This is a genomic window from Enterococcus sp. AZ078 (assembly GCF_051714985.1).
In the GTDB taxonomy this organism is placed as follows: Bacteria; Bacillota; Bacilli; order Lactobacillales; family Enterococcaceae; genus Enterococcus_B; species Enterococcus_B hirae.
This window is the reverse complement of sequence record NZ_JBIOSW010000001.1, coordinates 1,650,957-1,667,621: the sequence shown is the minus strand read 5'-3', so window position 1 is coordinate 1,667,621 and position 16,665 is coordinate 1,650,957. Positions and strand designations below refer to the sequence as shown.

Below are 16,665 nucleotides of genomic sequence, written 5' to 3'. Positions count from 1 at the left end.
ATTTTTGAACGGTCATCAGTCACACAAATTTGCTATCTATTAAAAATAGTTTCAATCAATACCGTAGAATTTTCGTGAGGACGCTGTCATTTACTCAGACAATTAGTTAAGAGGGAGGATTTGTGAGACGATCCTTAAATGACAGATAAAACGAAGATGAACGTAACGAAAGTGAGCAAAGCAGATGAAACAAAAAGATTTTTTCAAGAACGGAAATGCGTTTCTTGTTTTACCAGTTCTGATGATCTCGATCATGGTATTTATCCCAATGATTTTAGCGCTGATCACTTCATTTCAAAGTGGTCCCCCAGTTAATATGAGTTTTAATGGTTTGGGGAATTATCAACGCATGTTGAATGATGCGACCTTCAAAAAGGCTTTTTTTAACACCTTTTTATATTTATTGGTACAAGTACCGATTATGTTGTTTTTAGCTTTATTTGTCTCTAATTTATTAAATGATAAAAAGCTTAAAATGAAAGGATTCTTCCGGACAGCGATTTTTTTACCTTGTATCACATCCATGGTTAGCTATTCGCTTATTATGAAAAGCTTGTTTTCTCAATCGGGATTAGTGAATAATTTTTTGATGACGATCGGCTTGATCGATATGCCAATTGGCTGGCTGACTCATCCAGTTTGGGCGAAAGTATTAATCATCATTTCGATTACATGGCGTTGGACAGGTTATAACATGATTTTCTTTTTATCAGGAATGCAAAATATTGATCCGGCAATTTATGAAGCAGCAGAAATCGATGGCGCATCTAAGTGGCAACAATTGATCAAAGTCACGATTCCTAACTTAAAACCAATTATTTTGTTTACGTCAATCACATCAACGATCGGTACGTTGCAACTCTTTGATGAAGTACAAAATATTACGGGTGGTGGACCAGCAAATGCAACAACTACGCTATCTCAGTATATTTACAATTTAAGTTATAAATTTACACCGAATTTTGGTTATGCTGCGGCGGTTTCATTTGTGATCGTAGTCTTTATTGTACTGTTATCAATCATTCAAACGAAAGTCGGAGGTGAAAAAGCGTGATAGATCAAGCAGAAAACAAAGTACTTCTTAAAGAGAATGAAAAAAAAGCGACTAAAACATTCGATTGGTTAGCTGTTTTTAAATATGCCTCTTTGAGCGTGATTTCATTTATTTCGATTTTTCCTTTTGTTTGGATGATCTTAGGAATGACGAATACACCTATCGATATTACTGCCGGAAAATTAAAGATCGGTAGCCATTTAGTTGTCAACTTCCAGAATCTTTTTTCAAATGACTTAAACTTTGCACGCTCATTGTGGAATTCAGCTTTGATCGCTATTGTAACAACGGTCTTAGCTTTGTTGATTTCATCTATGGCTGGTTATGGGTTTGAGATCTATAAAAGTCGAAAAAAAGAACGATTATTTACGATTTTGCTTTTATCGATGATGGTTCCTTTTGCTGCGTTGATGATTCCTTTGTACCGCATGTTTTCTAACTTAAACGGAACGATCTTAGGGATTAACGGCTTCTTAGTCGTCATTTTGCCTTCAGTAAGTACAGCTTTTTTGATCTTCTTCTTTCGACAAAACGTTAAAGCGTTTCCTAAAGATTTAGTAGAAGCTGCACGTTTAGATGGATTAAAAGAATTAAGTATATTTTTCCGTGTCTACCTACCCACTGCTAAAAATACGTATGCAGCTGCTGCAATCATTACTTTTATGAGTAGCTGGAATAACTATCTTTGGCCTTTAGTTGCATTACAATCACCAGATAAGCGTACGGTCCCATTAGTTTTATCTGCCATGGGAGCCTCTTATACACCAGATTACGGAATGATTATGGCCGGGCTTGTGATTGCAACATTGCCAACAGCTATCGTGTTCTTTGTTTTACAAAAACAATTTGTTCAAGGAATGATCGGTTCTGTCAAGTAAACGCGACTCGATGATAAAATTAGTTTGGTATAAACTTTAAATGTATAGGAAAAGCTGTCCCACTAAGGGAAAGCTTTTTTTTTTAAAAAATAACATTTTATATAAAAAATATATTTATGGTTAATTATTTAAATAACTGTAATTATTATAGGTTGTAAGGATAAAAATTTATAAATATTATATTGTTGCTATTTATTCAGTTGTTATTTATAATTAAATTGTACAAAAAATAACGTTTTATTAATGAATGGATAATTATTTTTTGTTCATAAAATAATTTTAAGGAGTGAGGTAAATGAAAAAATATGCGGTTAGTCTGTTGTTGTTTGTGTTTGGTATCTTTGTACTTTCAGCCAATGTTGGGGCGCAAGAAGTCACGTCAAAAGAGATTTTTAGTATTCCGGAGCCGACGTGGATCTTCAACTCAGGGATGAGTAAAGGGAAAAACCATGATCGTCAGGATCTAGGTTTTATCTTAAGCGAAAATACCGAATTGAGAATGAGACAGACAAATGCTCATTTCAAGAATAAGTTAAAATTGCGACTACTAGGAAACGATAAAAAGAATGAAAAAAGTATCGAAGTTGGATCAAATTGGGTAAATATCCGTGCAGATGAGCCCTTGGTTCCATTTATTGATACACCGTACGGAGAAGGATCAGCACAGATCGAATACGAAGTGGTGACTTCCAAAGAAATGAAAGCGTTACCTGTTTATGAATATCATGGGAATGAGACCATGTTTTTTTCAATGTGGGATACGGAGGATGCAGAGTATGCGCTAATTCAAGGAGTAGATTTCCAATTACTCGTACCCAAATTGGACAAAGAACTAGTGAGAAACTTAAAAGATTTTCCATCAATTGATGCGTTGATTGAGTATCATCACGGTATTTTTGCTTTATTTAACGGTATCGCTGGTTTTGATGGTTCCGCACCAGAAAATCAGAACGGCGCGAATCGTTACTTTTTAAAGGCAGATGATTCTGGTGCAGGTGCTGCTTATTATGGGGGTGATTGGACAGCTAATAGTGAACCTACGACAGATATGTGGTTGAAAGAACTAAGTTGGGCAACATTACATGAAATTGCTCACGGTTATCAAGCTGGTTTTGATGGGCAAGATATGTATACTGGCGAAGTGTCAAATAATTTATTTGGGGTCCAATATCAGTATGAAAAATATGGAAAAAAAGCAGATGACATCGGTTGGTTGTTTAATTTAGGTAAAAAAGAAGAAGTCGAAAACAAGCTATATGATAAGTTGATCCGTGATGGAGACACTTACCATGATGTCGATGTGCGTGAACAACTGATTTTATTAACGATGTTCAAACAAAAAGCTGGAAATGACTCCTTCACTAAGATATATCAGGAATACCGTAAAATGGCTAATCAGAGTGATTTCAAAGATTGGGAATATACATTACCCAATTTAATGAATCGTATCTACAGTGAAAATAGTAAGCAGGATTTTTCTGCTGCCTTAAAAAAACGTGGGTTGTATCTTGATGAATTTCAAGCAGAAAAAAATCGTGTGGCAGGTTATCCAGCTGTGGCTTCATTGGCAGATATTGTCTCTGAAAATGAGTTGGTGCGTGCACGTCAATTGATTGACCCAAACTATTTGATCAATTCTAATTTTGAATTGGTTACTAACGAGGAAATCGCCTCTCTAGGGTTGGTTGGTGATTTGACCATTGAAATTCTTCCTAGCGATTTGAGTAACTTTGAAGGGCTCACAGTTGAATTAAAAAATGGAGCAACTATTATAGCGAGTCAACCATTACAACAAAAAATGACATTTAAAAATATTCCTAATGGGGTCTATCATTTAGAATTTTCTGGTGAACAAATGAAGTATTATTTACCAAGCGAAAATTATGTTTATGTAAAGGAAACCCAAAACCATGCTTCTCTTTCATTAATCAAAGCTGATATCAGTAAGTTAGCCGATGAAGATCTTATCTTTTATGGCTTTAATGATCAATGGTCAGGTTCATTAAGAACGAATTTGAATTCAAGAGAAGCAACACTTACCTTAAATATGCCAAAACCTCATTATTTATTTAAAGATGAACTTTATGTAAAAGTGACTATCAAATCTCAGGATGGCAAAATTAGGTATGAAAAATCGATTAATGGAGACATACCTGAACGATTCACCGATGACCATTTGTTGCTTGAGATAGGAGATAGCATAGAAATCTACCATGCAGAAGCAAGAAATCGTTTGAAAGGTCCAGAAAATCTTATTGATCGTGGCCAAAATACTAACCACTGGCTAGTTACGGAACATGGGTTAAAACACCTTGGATTAAACAATAATCCAGAAAAAGATCTTATGGAAAAAATTGAAAAATTAGGGAATTCATTAGTAAAAGCTGAGGGTATTAAACCGATGGCGTGGAAAAGATCAATGGCTAAAAAACAATTATGGACAGCCATACAATCTCTATCTCCAAAAGATACAGAACATTATATGTCCCAATATTATGTTTTGTTTAAATAGCATATGATGAGCAGGCAAGATGAGCAGTCAAAATTATCGAATTGACGTCTTTAGCAAAAAACTTAGCACCTTAGAGGTTGAGACGAAAGTGTTAACTATCAAGTACCAAAAAAATACCGAAAATTGCCAAGAAACACAAACGCTAGTTTTTTCTGTCGATTGTTATCTACTTGGTGCTTCTCAAATTTTTGATTAATTTCGGCTTATCTTTCGAAAATGCTGCTTTTATCTCGTCGTGAACAAGAGCTCTTTAAACACCGTTTATTCATTTTTAGATATACTAGAAGATACTGGGACAAAAAAGTTGTCTCAGTATCTTCTTTTGTTTTATCACAAGCGTTTGGTTTTAGTGATGTAATACAAATAAGACCAGTATAAAATATTAGCTAAATGGCTATGCTAGTATAAATGACTTGAATGATCCTAAGATTTACTCAATAATTTTTTAAAATAGCTTCTTTTATATAACAAACACTTCTTTTTTGATATAAAAATGGTTACGCTTTCATTAGAATGGAAATATCAAATAAAGGAGTGAGTAGAATGAAAAATAAATGTTGCATGATTACTTTGGCTTCTATTTTATTGTTAGGATGTGCTACACCAAGTATCGTTTACGGAAAGGAACAAGAGGGACTATTGGCAAGAACAAGCCTTACATCTGTTTCTCAATCCCTCAACAAAGGAAACGAGGGGCAAGTAAACACAACAACACTTGGACTATCTGACGATGAGCAAGCGATCATTCAAGCAATCGGTAAAGGCAAGAATTTCAAGGGAAAACTTTATTTAAATTATATCCGAGATAAAATAACTGAAGTTTTCAAAGAGTATAATGGAGATATTTTTAAACTTCTAAGTGAATTCTCTTCGTTGATATCAGACCAAATTTCAGAAGTGAATGTAAAAGAACGCTTTGATGTTAGTCCAGAAGTAATCAAACGTTTGATTACAATCAGTGCGATGTATGACATTGCTTTTGCAAAAGACAGTTGTTTTATGAGCTTGCTTGGTGCAGCGAATGATGGAACGGCACCTGCTGAGCCTACAGGTTTTTATCCTAATACCACTCAATTAGAAGGAACGACCGTAAATAAGCAAGATGGAAAATTAATGACGTTGAAATCTTATTATGTGGATCAAAAATCAGATGTAACGGTGATGATTCATGGTGGTTTTCGAGGAAATTGGAATTTAGGGACAGTAACGGATGAGTATAATATCTTTTACAATGCGGGCTATAATTTATTATTTGTAGACCCTCGTGCCACTGGAAACAGTGGGGGCGATTATGTCACTTATGGACAATATGAGTCAGATGATGTGCTCTATTGGATCAATCGAGAAGTAGGAACTAAGCCGACTCAAAAGATTTTACTTTATGGTGGCTCAATGGGTGCTGCAACTATGATGTCAACATTAGCTAAGGATATCCCAGCAAACGTAAAAGGAATCATCGAGAATTGCGGATTTAAATCAATTGATGAACAACTTAGATACACCTACAAAAATACCGTAGCGCCTTTATTAGGTTCAATATTTGGGGAAGAATTTGGCATTGTAGCAGACGAAGAACATGAAGATCTATATATGGGATTGTTGAAAGAGTATTACTTTGACCAAGAATTAAAAATGAATGTGAATGAAAATCTACCTGAAATTGGTATGGCCACAACGATCCCCAAATTGATCATTCACGGAGATGCTGATCAAGTAGTTCCTCATGAAAATGCGGATGAGCTCTATGATCTTTCCGGGGGCTATAAAGTCAAGTTGATTGTAGCAGGAGCTGGACATGGGGAAGCCCAATCAGTTGATCCCGTAGCGTATCAAACATATGTCACTAATTTTCTAAATTATCTTTTTGGAAGTCAAAGACATTAAGAAAAAATGATTGATCTTTCTGAGGAATGGGACGAAGTTTGACACGATCGAGAGAGTAGCGCCACGCATAATTAGGTTGATGAAATAAGCCGAAGAACACTAAAATCATTTCCTTGATTTTAGTGTTCTTCGGCTTGTTTTTACTACATTTACTCAAACCAAAAGCAGTTAAAAATACATACATGAAAGTATTGAACCTATCTGATTTCGATCAAGATAAATGGAGAACGACTTAGTAGTTAAGGCATTTTCAGACTAATGAATGGGCATAGTGGATACTTTTGTATTCTTTTGGGGTACAGCCGGCGACCTTTTTGAACACTTGAATAAAATGACTTTGACTAGAATAAGCAAGCAAGTGACTGATTTCATCGTAAGAATGATCTGTAAACAATAACAAATGTTTTGCTTCGGTTATCTTTTTTTCTTGAATGTATCCGTGAATGGTAATCCCCATTTCTTTTTTGAAGTGGCTGCAAATATGTGCTTTATGTTTTTCAGTGATGGCAGCTAACTCGTCGACGGTGATGCGTTCGTATAAATGATTATCAATGTGGTTGACAATCGTTTTTACTAACATGGATTTTTGAGCTAAAGGAAAATTATGAAGAAGTTCCATAAAACGGAAAGTTGCTTCTTTCATATATTGCAGACATTCTTTGACTGAGTGGATATAAATCAGTCCCTGAATCAAAGAGTCGGACAGACCGAAGGCTTGATTGATCGGTACGCCTTCTTCAATACTCATTCTGGTAACGATGGCTACGAACGAGGCAAATTTAAGTTTCAACCCTTCCAATTCAAAGGGGGATAAAGAGACTTTATAGGTTTCTTTCATTTTATTGAAGACCCAAATGACTTTTTCAGGTTCGTTTCGTTTGATGTAATCTAGATAGCGTAATTCAAAATGATACGAATCGAAGGTTTCTTTGTGGATCCGTCGATCATAAAGATTATTTTCCAGGCTGTAATCAGTGGATCGATTTTTTTTATTTTTTTCTTGTTGAAAGTACCAAATAAATTCTTCCTTTTTGGTTGGTCGCTGAGTCAGAATCGTGTGTAATAGTTGGATATATTCTTCAAATGAATACTTGTCTTCTTTGGAATAATGAATATTATAATGGTACTCATGCCCCATAAAAAAACAAGAGGTTTCTTTTGAACCGATAATACCGCAAGGGCCAATGATCATCTGATATTCCTTTTGATCAGATTTAAAACAAAAATAGCCATATAAATAGGATGTTGTATGGTAAAGCTGGATCTGCTCTGTTTTTTTAAATGGAAAATAGGTACTGATCGTGATTGGTAAGTCTTCTAAATTTTTTGGATGGATGAGATATCCGTTTTCATCAAATAATAGCATCGGAATCAGATATTTTCGGTACAATAAATCCATAGTTATTTTAATCGTATCAGTAGTCATAATGTAAATACTCCTTGTGACGAATTCTTTCTTTTTATTTTACACGAATAAATTTTGTATAGCGCGAACATTTTGGTATAAATGCTAATTTTTTTATATAAAATTCGTTTTTTATTCTTTATAATCTGTTCTATAAAGCGGTTACAAAGGAGGCGCCGATGGAAACAGATCAGTTACAAGCTTTGTTTGATCGATTATCTGTTCAGGAAAAAATCGCACAAACGATCCAACTGAATGGAAGTATTCTATCAGAAAATGATGTGATGAATACTGGGCCAATGGAAGAATTAGGATTACCTCAAGAGTTAGACGTATTTGAGATTGGCTCTATTTATAATATCAACGATCATCAAAAATTAAAAGAACTACAAACAAAAGTTTTAGCAAAAAGTAAACACAAGATACCCATGTTGTTTATGTCAGATGTCATCTATGGGTTTCGGACAATTTTCCCCATACCTCTAGCTCAAGCTGGTTCTTACGATTTTGAGTTAATTCAACAAGCAGCTAAGTTAACAGCAGAAGAAAGTTATTTAAATGGCTTACATGTCTTGTTTTCACCAATGTTAGATTTAGCGCGTGATCCACGTTGGGGGAGGGTTATGGAATCTCCAGGCGAAGATGTTTATACGGCGAAAGAGTTTGCAAAAAGTATCGTCAATGGTTATCAGGGAGATAGTGAGACAAAAATTCCAGAAAAACATGTAGCTGCATGTCTGAAGCACTTTGCAGCTTATGGATCACCGGAAGCAGGACGAGAATATCAAGCGGTAGATATGTCCCATCAACGGCTTTTCAATGAATATCTACAGCCTTATCAAGCAGCAATTGAAGCAAAATGTGAATTAGTAATGACTGCTTTTAATTTGTTGAATGGAGTTCCTGCAACTGGAAATGAATGGTTGAATCGAGAGATTTTACGTTCTCGCTTTGGTTTTGATGGCGTATTAGTTTCAGACTATGCAGCAATCAAAGAACTGATTCCTCACGGGTATGCCAAAGACGAAATAGATGCAGCCAAAAAGGCACTCATTGCAGGTGTTGATTTAGACATGATGACTTCGATTTATGCCAATCACCTGTCTGAATTAGTACAAGAGCCACGATTTATGCAACTTCTCGATGAAGCGGTGTGGCGTATTTTAATGCTAAAAAATAAATTGGGCTTATTTGAAAATCCTTATCGTGGCTTGGAAGAAGTGAATACTGGAGAAATCTTAACCGAAAAAGCTAAAGAAGCAGCAGTCGAGTTGGTTGAAAAAAGTTGTGTTCTTTTAAAAAATAATGACACACTTCCATTAGTACCAAATCAAAAAATTGCTGTGATCGGTCCATACGGCGAAAGTCCTCTCACTTTAGGTTTTTGGGCTTCAGTCAGCGGAAAGCCACAAGATACGGTTACTTTGAAGGAAGGATTGAGTCGCCATTTTGCGACAGATCACTTAATGTTTGCTAAAGGATACAATTTATTCGATTCTTATGATGGGTTTGGACCTCTGAAAAAAGGAATGGAATTATTGAATGGGCCAATTGCAGAAGAGGAATCATTAATGGAAGAAGCTTACCAGATTTCTCAAAAAGCTGATGTGATTGTATTAACATTTGGCGAACAATTTCTCGAGAGTGGTGAAGGAGCTTCTAAAGCTCACTTACAGATTTCACAAAAACAACAACGTCTGATCAAAAAATTACATGAATTAAATAAACCAATTGTAGGCGTACTATACACCGGTCGGCCGCTAGTCTTAACGGATGTAGAAAAATATTTCGATAGTTTATTACTTGTCTGGTTTCCTGGAACGATGGGTGGGATCGGAATCGCTAATTTACTTGCTGGTAAAGTCAGTCCTTCTGCTCGTCTATCGATGACGTTTCCTAGAAGTGAAGGACAACTACCGATTTATTATGCTCAGACCTCCACAGGTAGACCAATATCAACAAGCAATCATTCTGAGCGTTTTGTCTCAAAATATATCGATGAATCCAATGATCCGCTATTCAAATTTGGAACGGGAATGAGTTACGCCTCATTCGAAAGTCAATTACTGAGAGGTGAGCAAAAAGACCAATTTATTGAGATCAATTATTTAGTGAAAAATCGATCGGATGTTTCAGCAGAAACTGTGACACATCTTTATCTTCATCAAGAATATGCTTCGATTGTCCAACCGGAAAAACGATTGGTCAGCAGTCAGCGAATCTATTTAGAAGCAAATCAAGAAAAGCAAGCAAGAATCAATATTCCAATTTCTGACTTAGCTATCTTTGATAATAATGGAAATAGTTGGATAGAAGAAGGTGTCTACCATTTTTATTTAAATGTCGACGGGTTAGAAAGTGTTACCACATGGGAATATAAACAATAGGGGGATTACGATGGAAAAATTAGAAGCGTTTTTAGGAAGTAAGTTATTACCATTATCGCAAAAATTACAACAAAATAAAGTGTTAGCTGCTTTGATGGAAGGGTTTATTCGTACGAGTCCAATCACTTTGGGGATTGCGCTGATTACGATCGTAGGGAACTTCCCAATTCCTGGTTGGATCGATTATTTGACTTCATTAGGTATTTACCCACATGTAGAAGCTATTACAAATGGTGCAACTGGGGTATTTTCATTGTATGTCGTTTATAGTCTGGCTTTTTCTTATGCAAAACAACTGGGGACGAATGAGCGAAACGCAGCAATTATTTCTTTAGCTAGTTTTGTGATGTTGATGCCTCAAACTGTCGCAACAATGGCTATGCAAAATGGAGAGGCTGTAGACTCTACGATTGCAGCATTACGCTTAGATTTCTTAGGCGGACAAGGCTTGTTTATTGGAATGATCGTTGCGTTAGTGGTTACTCAACTTTATGCTTATCTATCGAAAAAAAATATTGTGCTTAAATTACCAGATAGCGTACCTCCGATGGTTACGCAATCATTGGCACCGGTCTTTGTTGTAACAATCATCTTTGTCCTTGTATTTATTCTGCGTATCTTATTTGGTTTGACAAAATCTGGCTCGATTTTTCAATTCTTTATCGATGTGATCAATGCACCGCTTAACGCGTTGGTTGCTAGTCCATTATCAATTATTATTATCATGGAAGTATTAGCTGTCCTTTGGTTCTTTGGGATTCACAACGCAGTTTTACAAGGACCATTAGGAGCAATCAGTATGACGATGGTTGTCTCAAATATCGCAGCTTTCCAAAAAAATGAAGCTTTGCCTTACTTGATTCCTTCTGTGATCTACATGGGAATGTACGCTGCAGGCTTCATGGGATTTGTGACGTTCTTTATGATTCGTAGTAAATCTGCCAAAATGAAACAACTTGGGAAATTATCCGTGATTCCTGCCATTTTCAACATTACGGAACCCTTGATGTTTGGTATGCCGATTATTTTAAACCCATTGTTTTTCATTCCACAAGTCTTTACACAGTTGATCGCAGGCTTTGTGACGTGGGGATTAACCACAACCATTTTACCGATTTCATTGAACCCAATGATAAGTTTATTGCCTTGGACGACACCAACTTTTGTTAAGATGCCACTTTCTGGTGGGATAAATTATACAATCTTGATGGTTATTTGCATGGGTATCGGGATCTTGATGTGGTATCCATTTATCAAGATTGCTGACAAAAAAGAGTATGAATTAGAATTAAAAGCAGAAGCCGAAGCTAAGGAAGCAAAAGAAAAGATGGCTGGTGTGATTGCAGAAGAAGTTCAAGCATAATGGAGGAGAGCAAATGGTCGTTTTAGGGATTGATATTGGAGGGACGATGATCAAGACCGCTCTGATTTCTCAGAATGAAGTTTCTTTTAAAAAGCGTTTTCCAACACCTTCAGACAAAGAGCAATTTCAACGATTATTATCACAAATGATTCGTGACTATCAAGAAATCCAATCATTCCATAAAATTGCTTTTTCAGTACCTGGATCGGTTGATCAGTCTGGAACAGTTCGCTTCGGCGGTGCTGTTCCTTATCTGGATCAACTCCAATTGCAATCGTTTTTAGAGTTGGAGAATTTCGAAGTGTTCGTTGAAAATGATGCCAAAGCTGCTACTTCCTGTGAAATGAAATATGGCAATTTAAAAGGGATCCAACAAGCCGCAGCAATTATTTTAGGAACTGGAGTTGGCATGGGCATTTGTATCAATGGACAGCTTTATAAAGGAACGCACATGCAAGCCGGTGAAATTAGCTTTATGATCCGTGATCGTCAGATTACTGGTCAAGACTCGTTTGTAGGTATGGGACTGTCGGCTGTTTTGTTGATCAAACAATTAGCTGAATTATTAAATGTAGACAACGAGGGCGAACAGGTCTTTGCTGCCTTAAAAGACAGTGAGAATGAGTCAGCCAAAGCTTTATTTCATGATTATTGTAAACAGGTTGCTTTTCTTTGTTTCAATGTTCAAACGCTGCTAGATGTTGAAAAGATCGTCATTGGTGGAGGAATCAGTCAACAAGAATATTTGGTCCAGACGATTCAACAAGCTTATCGAGAGCTGTTTACAGTAGCGCCGATCATCAAAAAAACATTACAACCAATGACGATTGAAGCAGCAAAATTTCAAGCAGACGCCAATTTAATTGGTGCGGCCATAAAGGAGAATGAAGATGAAAAATAAATTTCCAACAGATTTTTTATGGGGAGCTTCTACCAGTGCTTATCAAGTAGAAGGCGCTTGGAATGAAGAGGGGAAAGAACCATCTGTTCAGGATATCAAGTCTATCCCAGAAGGAACGACTGATTTTAAAGTTGCCTCTGACCATTACCATCGATTGGAAGAAGATGTCCGTTTATTTAAAGAGTTAGGACTAAAAGCTTATCGTTTTTCGATTTCATGGAGTCGTGTAATGCCTAATGGAAAAGTGAATCCAGCTGGTATTGCTTTTTACAAACGTTTGATTGAGTTATTGAAAGAAAATGATATCCAACCAATCGTAACTGTTTTCCATTTTGATTTGCCTGCGTCCATTGCCGAAAAAGGTGGTTGGGAAAATAGAGAAACGATTCAAGCTTTTGCGGATTATTGTCAGGTATTATTTGACCATTTTGGGCAAGATGTTCCACTTTGGCAAACAATCAATGAACAAAATGTCATGGCATTGGCTGGTTCTGTAATTGGGACAAGTAATAAAAGTATGAAAGAAAAATTCCAAGAAAACCATCATATGTTAGTCGCACAAGCCCTCGTGACCAGTAATTACCACAAAGGGAATTATAACGGCAAAATTGGACCAGCGCCTAACATCGCCAGTGTGTATCCTGCTTCAGATAAACCAGAGGATCAGATGGCCGCTTTATATATGAGTGCGCTTAGAAATTGGCTCTTTTTAGATGTTGCTGTTTTTGGGAAGTACAATCATAATGCTTGGCATTTATTAGAGAAGATTGGTGCGGCACCAGTGATCACTGCAGAAGATCAAACGATTTTAGCAGAAGGAACAGGAGATTACATTGCTTTTAACTACTATAATACAATGACCGTCTCCAGTTATTTTGCCAAAGAACAAAAAATAGATCAGCAATCCGGTTTTGGGATTCCAGGATTCTTTCAAACAGTCGAAAATCCACATTTACCAATGACGGAATTTGGCTGGCCTATTGATCCAGAAGGGTTTCGTTTTACTTTAAATGAAATTTATTCTCGCTATCGCTTACCACTCTTGGTGACAGAAAATGGGATCGGTGCATCAGAACAACTCATTGACGGGAAAATCCATGATGATTATCGAATTGATTATTTACATCAACACATCCAGCAAATGGCTTTAGCGATTGAAGATGGCGTTGAGGTGATCGGTTATTGCCCATGGAGTGCGATTGATTTGATCAGTACCCATGAAGGAATCAATAAAAGGTACGGATTTATCTATGTCAATCGGACTGATGAAGAGTTACTCGATTTAGCACGGTATAAAAAGGATAGCTTTTATTGGTATCAACAAGTGATTGAGGAAAATGGCTTAGGAGAATGAAGCAATGAGAACAAAAGAAATTATTTTTGATCGCAAGGCAAATACCGGTCTCAAGCTTTACTTACAAGAAGAATTGTTTGAATCGCAGCCAATCGAAAAACGTCCGTTTATTTTAGTAATTCCTGGGGGTGGGTATTCTTTTTGTAGTGAAAGAGAAGGGGAACCGATCGCATTAAGCTTTCTGTCAAAGGGCTATCATGCAGGTGTTTTACATTATCATGTAGGAGAACATCGTCATTTTCAAAAAGCATTGTCTGATGGACAAAAAGCAATGGAATTACTTCAAGAATGTGCGGAAGAATGGCAGATTGATCGTCATAAGATTGCGGTCATTGGCTTTTCAGCAGGTGGGCATTTAGCAGCAGCCATGTCGACAATGTTAGCGACTAAACCCGCTCTATGTTTATTAGGTTATCCAGCTATCCTCTCTTCTTTTTCAGAGGTCATGGGTATTTCGGCTCCTTCTTTGGAAGAATGCGTGACGAGTGATACGCCGCCGACGTTTTTATTCTCCACATTTGAAGATTCGATCGTTCCTATCGAAAATTCCTTACTATATTTACGTGCGTTAGAAGAAAATGATGTTCCTTTTGAATCACATATTTTTCAAAAAGGACCTCATGGACTTTCTTTGGCAACTAAGTGGTACCGAACATCTGATGAAGTGACAGACGAACGTTTTGCTCGCTGGTTTCCATTTGCGATGGAATGGATGGAATCACAGTGGGAAGAACAAAAAAAAGGCAACGAATTATCGACCAGAGAGATCATCGACATACCGATTTTTCAACTCGTAAAAGAGGCAGAAAATCAGCAAGTTCTCCAACGATTTTTCCCTGGCTGGCAAGATCCTAGTCGTTTCAAATTAGTAAAAAGACTTAATTTAAAGCAATTACGGCGAATGATTCCAGATCAAATGACGAATGAACGATTTGAACAATTGATCGATGGATTGAATCGACCAAAGGAGGAGCATTGAATGCAAGCTTACCTTGTCCATGAAAGTTATAAAGCGACCAATCGTCTGACGGCTGAACAGCCTCAGGAACTTACGGAATTAACTTTTTATAAGAACAGTAAAAATGCTTGTCAGTTACTACTTCATGACGGGCGAAAAAACCATTTCGTACTATCGGATGAATTTTCGATACCAGATGCTATTGAGATACCGATTTATCGTATCGCTATCGAATCCTCGTTACCAGTAAAAGCTCAATTTATTGACTATTATTTAGGCAACGAAGATATATTGTATGCTGATAAGTTGTTAGAACAAACAGTGAAAACTTATTCAGGCGATCGTTATGCGCCAATTTATCTGGAATTTCCTCTGGATACTGAAATCAAGTCTGGCAGCTATTCACTAGAAATAACAGTTTACCGTTCATATTTGACAGCCGGTGACGAAGAAGTAGTGACGAAAAAATTAATGATTGACGTTTCAGATTATTGTTTTCCAGATAACGTGACTCAGAAATTTAATTTGGACATCTGGCAACAACCGTCTAATTTAGCGAGAAGTTTTGAAGTCCCGTTGTGGAGTGAGACTCATTTCCGATTGATTCACGAAATGGCTACCAGTTTAGCAGCTATTGGGCAAAAAGCGGTAACGGTGATCGCAGGCGAGATCCCTTGGAAAGGTTGGTTCAATTATATCGTCAAAGACTATCCAGCGAATCTCTATGAGTATTCAATGATCAAAGTCAAGAAGGATCTCAAAGGAGAATTGACGTGTGATTTCACCATTTTAGATCGCTATCTTCAAACGATGGCAGAAGCAGGTATCGATCAAGAAATCAACGTCTTTGGTTTGTTAGGTGTGTGGCAAGTACCATTCTTCCCATTGATCCAACAGTTAGATTACCCTGAAAAAATTGTGGTTCGCTATTTTGATGAAGCCTTGCAAAAGATCGGATTCATCGAAAACAAAAATGAATTGAAGTCCTATTTCAACCAATTATTTGAGCATTTCAAAGAGATTGGGGTATGGGATAAAGTCAGGATTATCTCTGATGAGCCGAAGATTCACGAAATAGACACCTTTAAAGCTTCATTAGCAGAATTAAAGTCAGTGGATACTAGTGTTCAGATAAAAGTCGCTTTTGATAAAGAAAACGTCTTGGAACAATTGCTGCCAGATGTCGATTTTCCGGTCACTTCTTTTTATTGTACGTGCAACCATTATCAGCAGTTAACACAAAGCCATCCAGGAAAGACACAATATTATATTTGTAATTATCCTGATCGTCCGAATACCTTTTTACACAGCTCATTACTAGAGACTCGTATCCAAGGAATTTTAGCGCATTGCTTCAAAACAGATGGTATGCTGCGTTGGGCATATAATTGCTGGCCAGAAAATGTGCGAGAAGATATCCGCTATAATACTAGTTCGTTACCGATCGGTGATACTTGTCTCATTTATCCTAGCTATTCTGGACAGTTATTGTTGTCTTTACGATACAAACAATTGCAAAGAGGAATTGAAGATTTTTACCTGGTCAAAGAAGCAGTGAAAAAGAATCCGATTGTCACACAACAATTGTTAGATGCATTTTTAGGCAGCAGCGAACCAAAAGAATGGATGAAAGATAGCCACACAAGCAACCAACGTTTGTTTAATCAACAGGCAGACGAATACGAAGCATTTCGAAAACAATTGATTGCTTCCTTGTCTTAGAGCTGAGTACTTGTTTTGTGGTTACTTCCCACAGGTGAAACAAGAAGAGACTCTTAGTTCCAGACGCTTTTTGATCACCTTGCTAAACAACATGCCTTTCTTTTAAAATCAAGCCCCAAAATTTGAAAAGTTCGTTCTGATTTTTCATTCTTGATTTGAGGCATTGTTGCTTATAACATAAAGAGAAGCCAAAGGAGCCGAAACCAAGTTTGATTTTCGCTCCATTTGGCTTCTTTTTACGGTAATG

General features: G+C 36.8%; 10 protein-coding genes and 1 pseudogene. 10 read left to right on the top strand and 1 reads right to left on the bottom strand.

The genetic code is table 11. From position 1 onward, the window contains the following. Positions 1-184 precede the first annotated feature (184 nt). The 4 genes and pseudogenes from IGJ18_RS07765 to IGJ18_RS07750 all read left to right on the top strand — a co-directional run. A complete protein-coding gene (locus tag IGJ18_RS07765) occupies positions 185-1,054 on the top strand; it encodes a carbohydrate ABC transporter permease (protein WP_010719005.1) in 870 nt (289 codons plus the stop codon). Beyond that, on the top strand, positions 1,051-1,932 hold the full coding sequence (locus IGJ18_RS07760) for a carbohydrate ABC transporter permease (RefSeq protein ID WP_438843124.1): 882 nt from the start codon (positions 1,051-1,053) through the stop codon (positions 1,930-1,932). Before IGJ18_RS07765 ends, IGJ18_RS07760 begins: the two co-directional genes overlap by 4 nt. A gap of 295 nt (positions 1,933-2,227) precedes the next feature. Next, on the top strand, positions 2,228-4,444 hold the full coding sequence (locus tag IGJ18_RS07755; protein ID WP_438843123.1) for a putative mucin/carbohydrate-binding domain-containing protein: 2,217 nt from the start codon (positions 2,228-2,230) through the stop codon (positions 4,442-4,444). A 657-nt stretch (positions 4,445-5,101) separates the two neighbouring features. Further along, a pseudogene (locus IGJ18_RS07750) lies at positions 5,102-6,319 on the top strand (alpha/beta hydrolase); the annotation flags it as partial. Between the two features lie 259 nt (positions 6,320-6,578). Here the strand turns inward: IGJ18_RS07750 and IGJ18_RS07745 are convergent. Beyond that, complete coding sequence (locus IGJ18_RS07745; protein WP_161651752.1) at positions 6,579-7,754, bottom strand: helix-turn-helix transcriptional regulator; 1,176 nt, start codon at positions 7,752-7,754, stop codon at positions 6,579-6,581. 158 nt (positions 7,755-7,912) lie between these two features. Between IGJ18_RS07745 and IGJ18_RS07740 the strand changes: the two genes are divergently transcribed. From IGJ18_RS07740 to IGJ18_RS07715, 6 genes are read left to right on the top strand one after another with little or no spacing between them, the layout of a single operon-like run. Next, complete coding sequence (locus IGJ18_RS07740) at positions 7,913-10,120, top strand: glycoside hydrolase family 3 N-terminal domain-containing protein (protein WP_438843122.1); 2,208 nt, start codon at positions 7,913-7,915, stop codon at positions 10,118-10,120. Positions 10,121-10,130: 10 nt separating this feature from the next. Beyond that, positions 10,131-11,483, top strand: coding sequence for a PTS sugar transporter subunit IIC (locus IGJ18_RS07735; protein WP_010719011.1), 1,353 nt, complete (start codon positions 10,131-10,133; stop codon positions 11,481-11,483). 13 nt (positions 11,484-11,496) lie between these two features. After that, positions 11,497-12,384 carry an ROK family protein gene (locus IGJ18_RS07730; RefSeq protein WP_161651748.1) on the top strand — a complete coding sequence of 296 codons (888 nt, stop codon included), beginning with the start codon at positions 11,497-11,499 and terminating at the stop codon, positions 12,382-12,384. Beyond that, positions 12,374-13,738 (top strand): glycoside hydrolase family 1 protein, encoded by a 1,365-nt coding sequence (locus IGJ18_RS07725; protein WP_034867044.1) that lies wholly within the window; start codon positions 12,374-12,376, stop codon positions 13,736-13,738. The genes IGJ18_RS07730 and IGJ18_RS07725 overlap by 11 nt, the downstream gene beginning before the upstream one ends. Positions 13,739-13,742: 4 nt before the next feature. Further along, entirely contained in the window at positions 13,743-14,717 is a 975-nt protein-coding gene (locus IGJ18_RS07720) for an alpha/beta hydrolase (protein ID WP_438843121.1), read from the top strand. Continuing rightward, positions 14,718-16,418, top strand: a complete 1,701-nt coding sequence (locus tag IGJ18_RS07715) for a DUF4091 domain-containing protein (protein ID WP_438843120.1) — start codon at positions 14,718-14,720, stop codon at positions 16,416-16,418. Positions 16,419-16,665: the final 247 nt, after the last annotated feature.

Excerpts from the sequence above, each read along its gene's own strand:
- IGJ18_RS07765 (WP_010719005.1), top strand. The coding sequence starts at position 185 with ATGAAACAAAAAGATTTTTTCAAGAACGGAAATGCGTTTCTTGTTTTA.
- IGJ18_RS07755 (WP_438843123.1), top strand. The coding sequence starts at position 2,228 with ATGAAAAAATATGCGGTTAGTCTGTTGTTGTTTGTGTTTGGTATCTTT.
- IGJ18_RS07745 (WP_161651752.1), bottom strand. The coding sequence starts at position 7,754 with ATGACTACTGATACGATTAAAATAACTATGGATTTATTGTACCGAAAA.
- IGJ18_RS07740 (WP_438843122.1), top strand. The coding sequence starts at position 7,913 with ATGGAAACAGATCAGTTACAAGCTTTGTTTGATCGATTATCTGTTCAG.
- IGJ18_RS07735 (WP_010719011.1), top strand. The coding sequence starts at position 10,131 with ATGGAAAAATTAGAAGCGTTTTTAGGAAGTAAGTTATTACCATTATCG.
- IGJ18_RS07730 (WP_161651748.1), top strand. The coding sequence starts at position 11,497 with ATGGTCGTTTTAGGGATTGATATTGGAGGGACGATGATCAAGACCGCT.
- IGJ18_RS07725 (WP_034867044.1), top strand. The coding sequence starts at position 12,374 with ATGAAAAATAAATTTCCAACAGATTTTTTATGGGGAGCTTCTACCAGT.
- IGJ18_RS07720 (WP_438843121.1), top strand. The coding sequence starts at position 13,743 with ATGAGAACAAAAGAAATTATTTTTGATCGCAAGGCAAATACCGGTCTC.
- IGJ18_RS07715 (WP_438843120.1), top strand. The coding sequence starts at position 14,718 with ATGCAAGCTTACCTTGTCCATGAAAGTTATAAAGCGACCAATCGTCTG.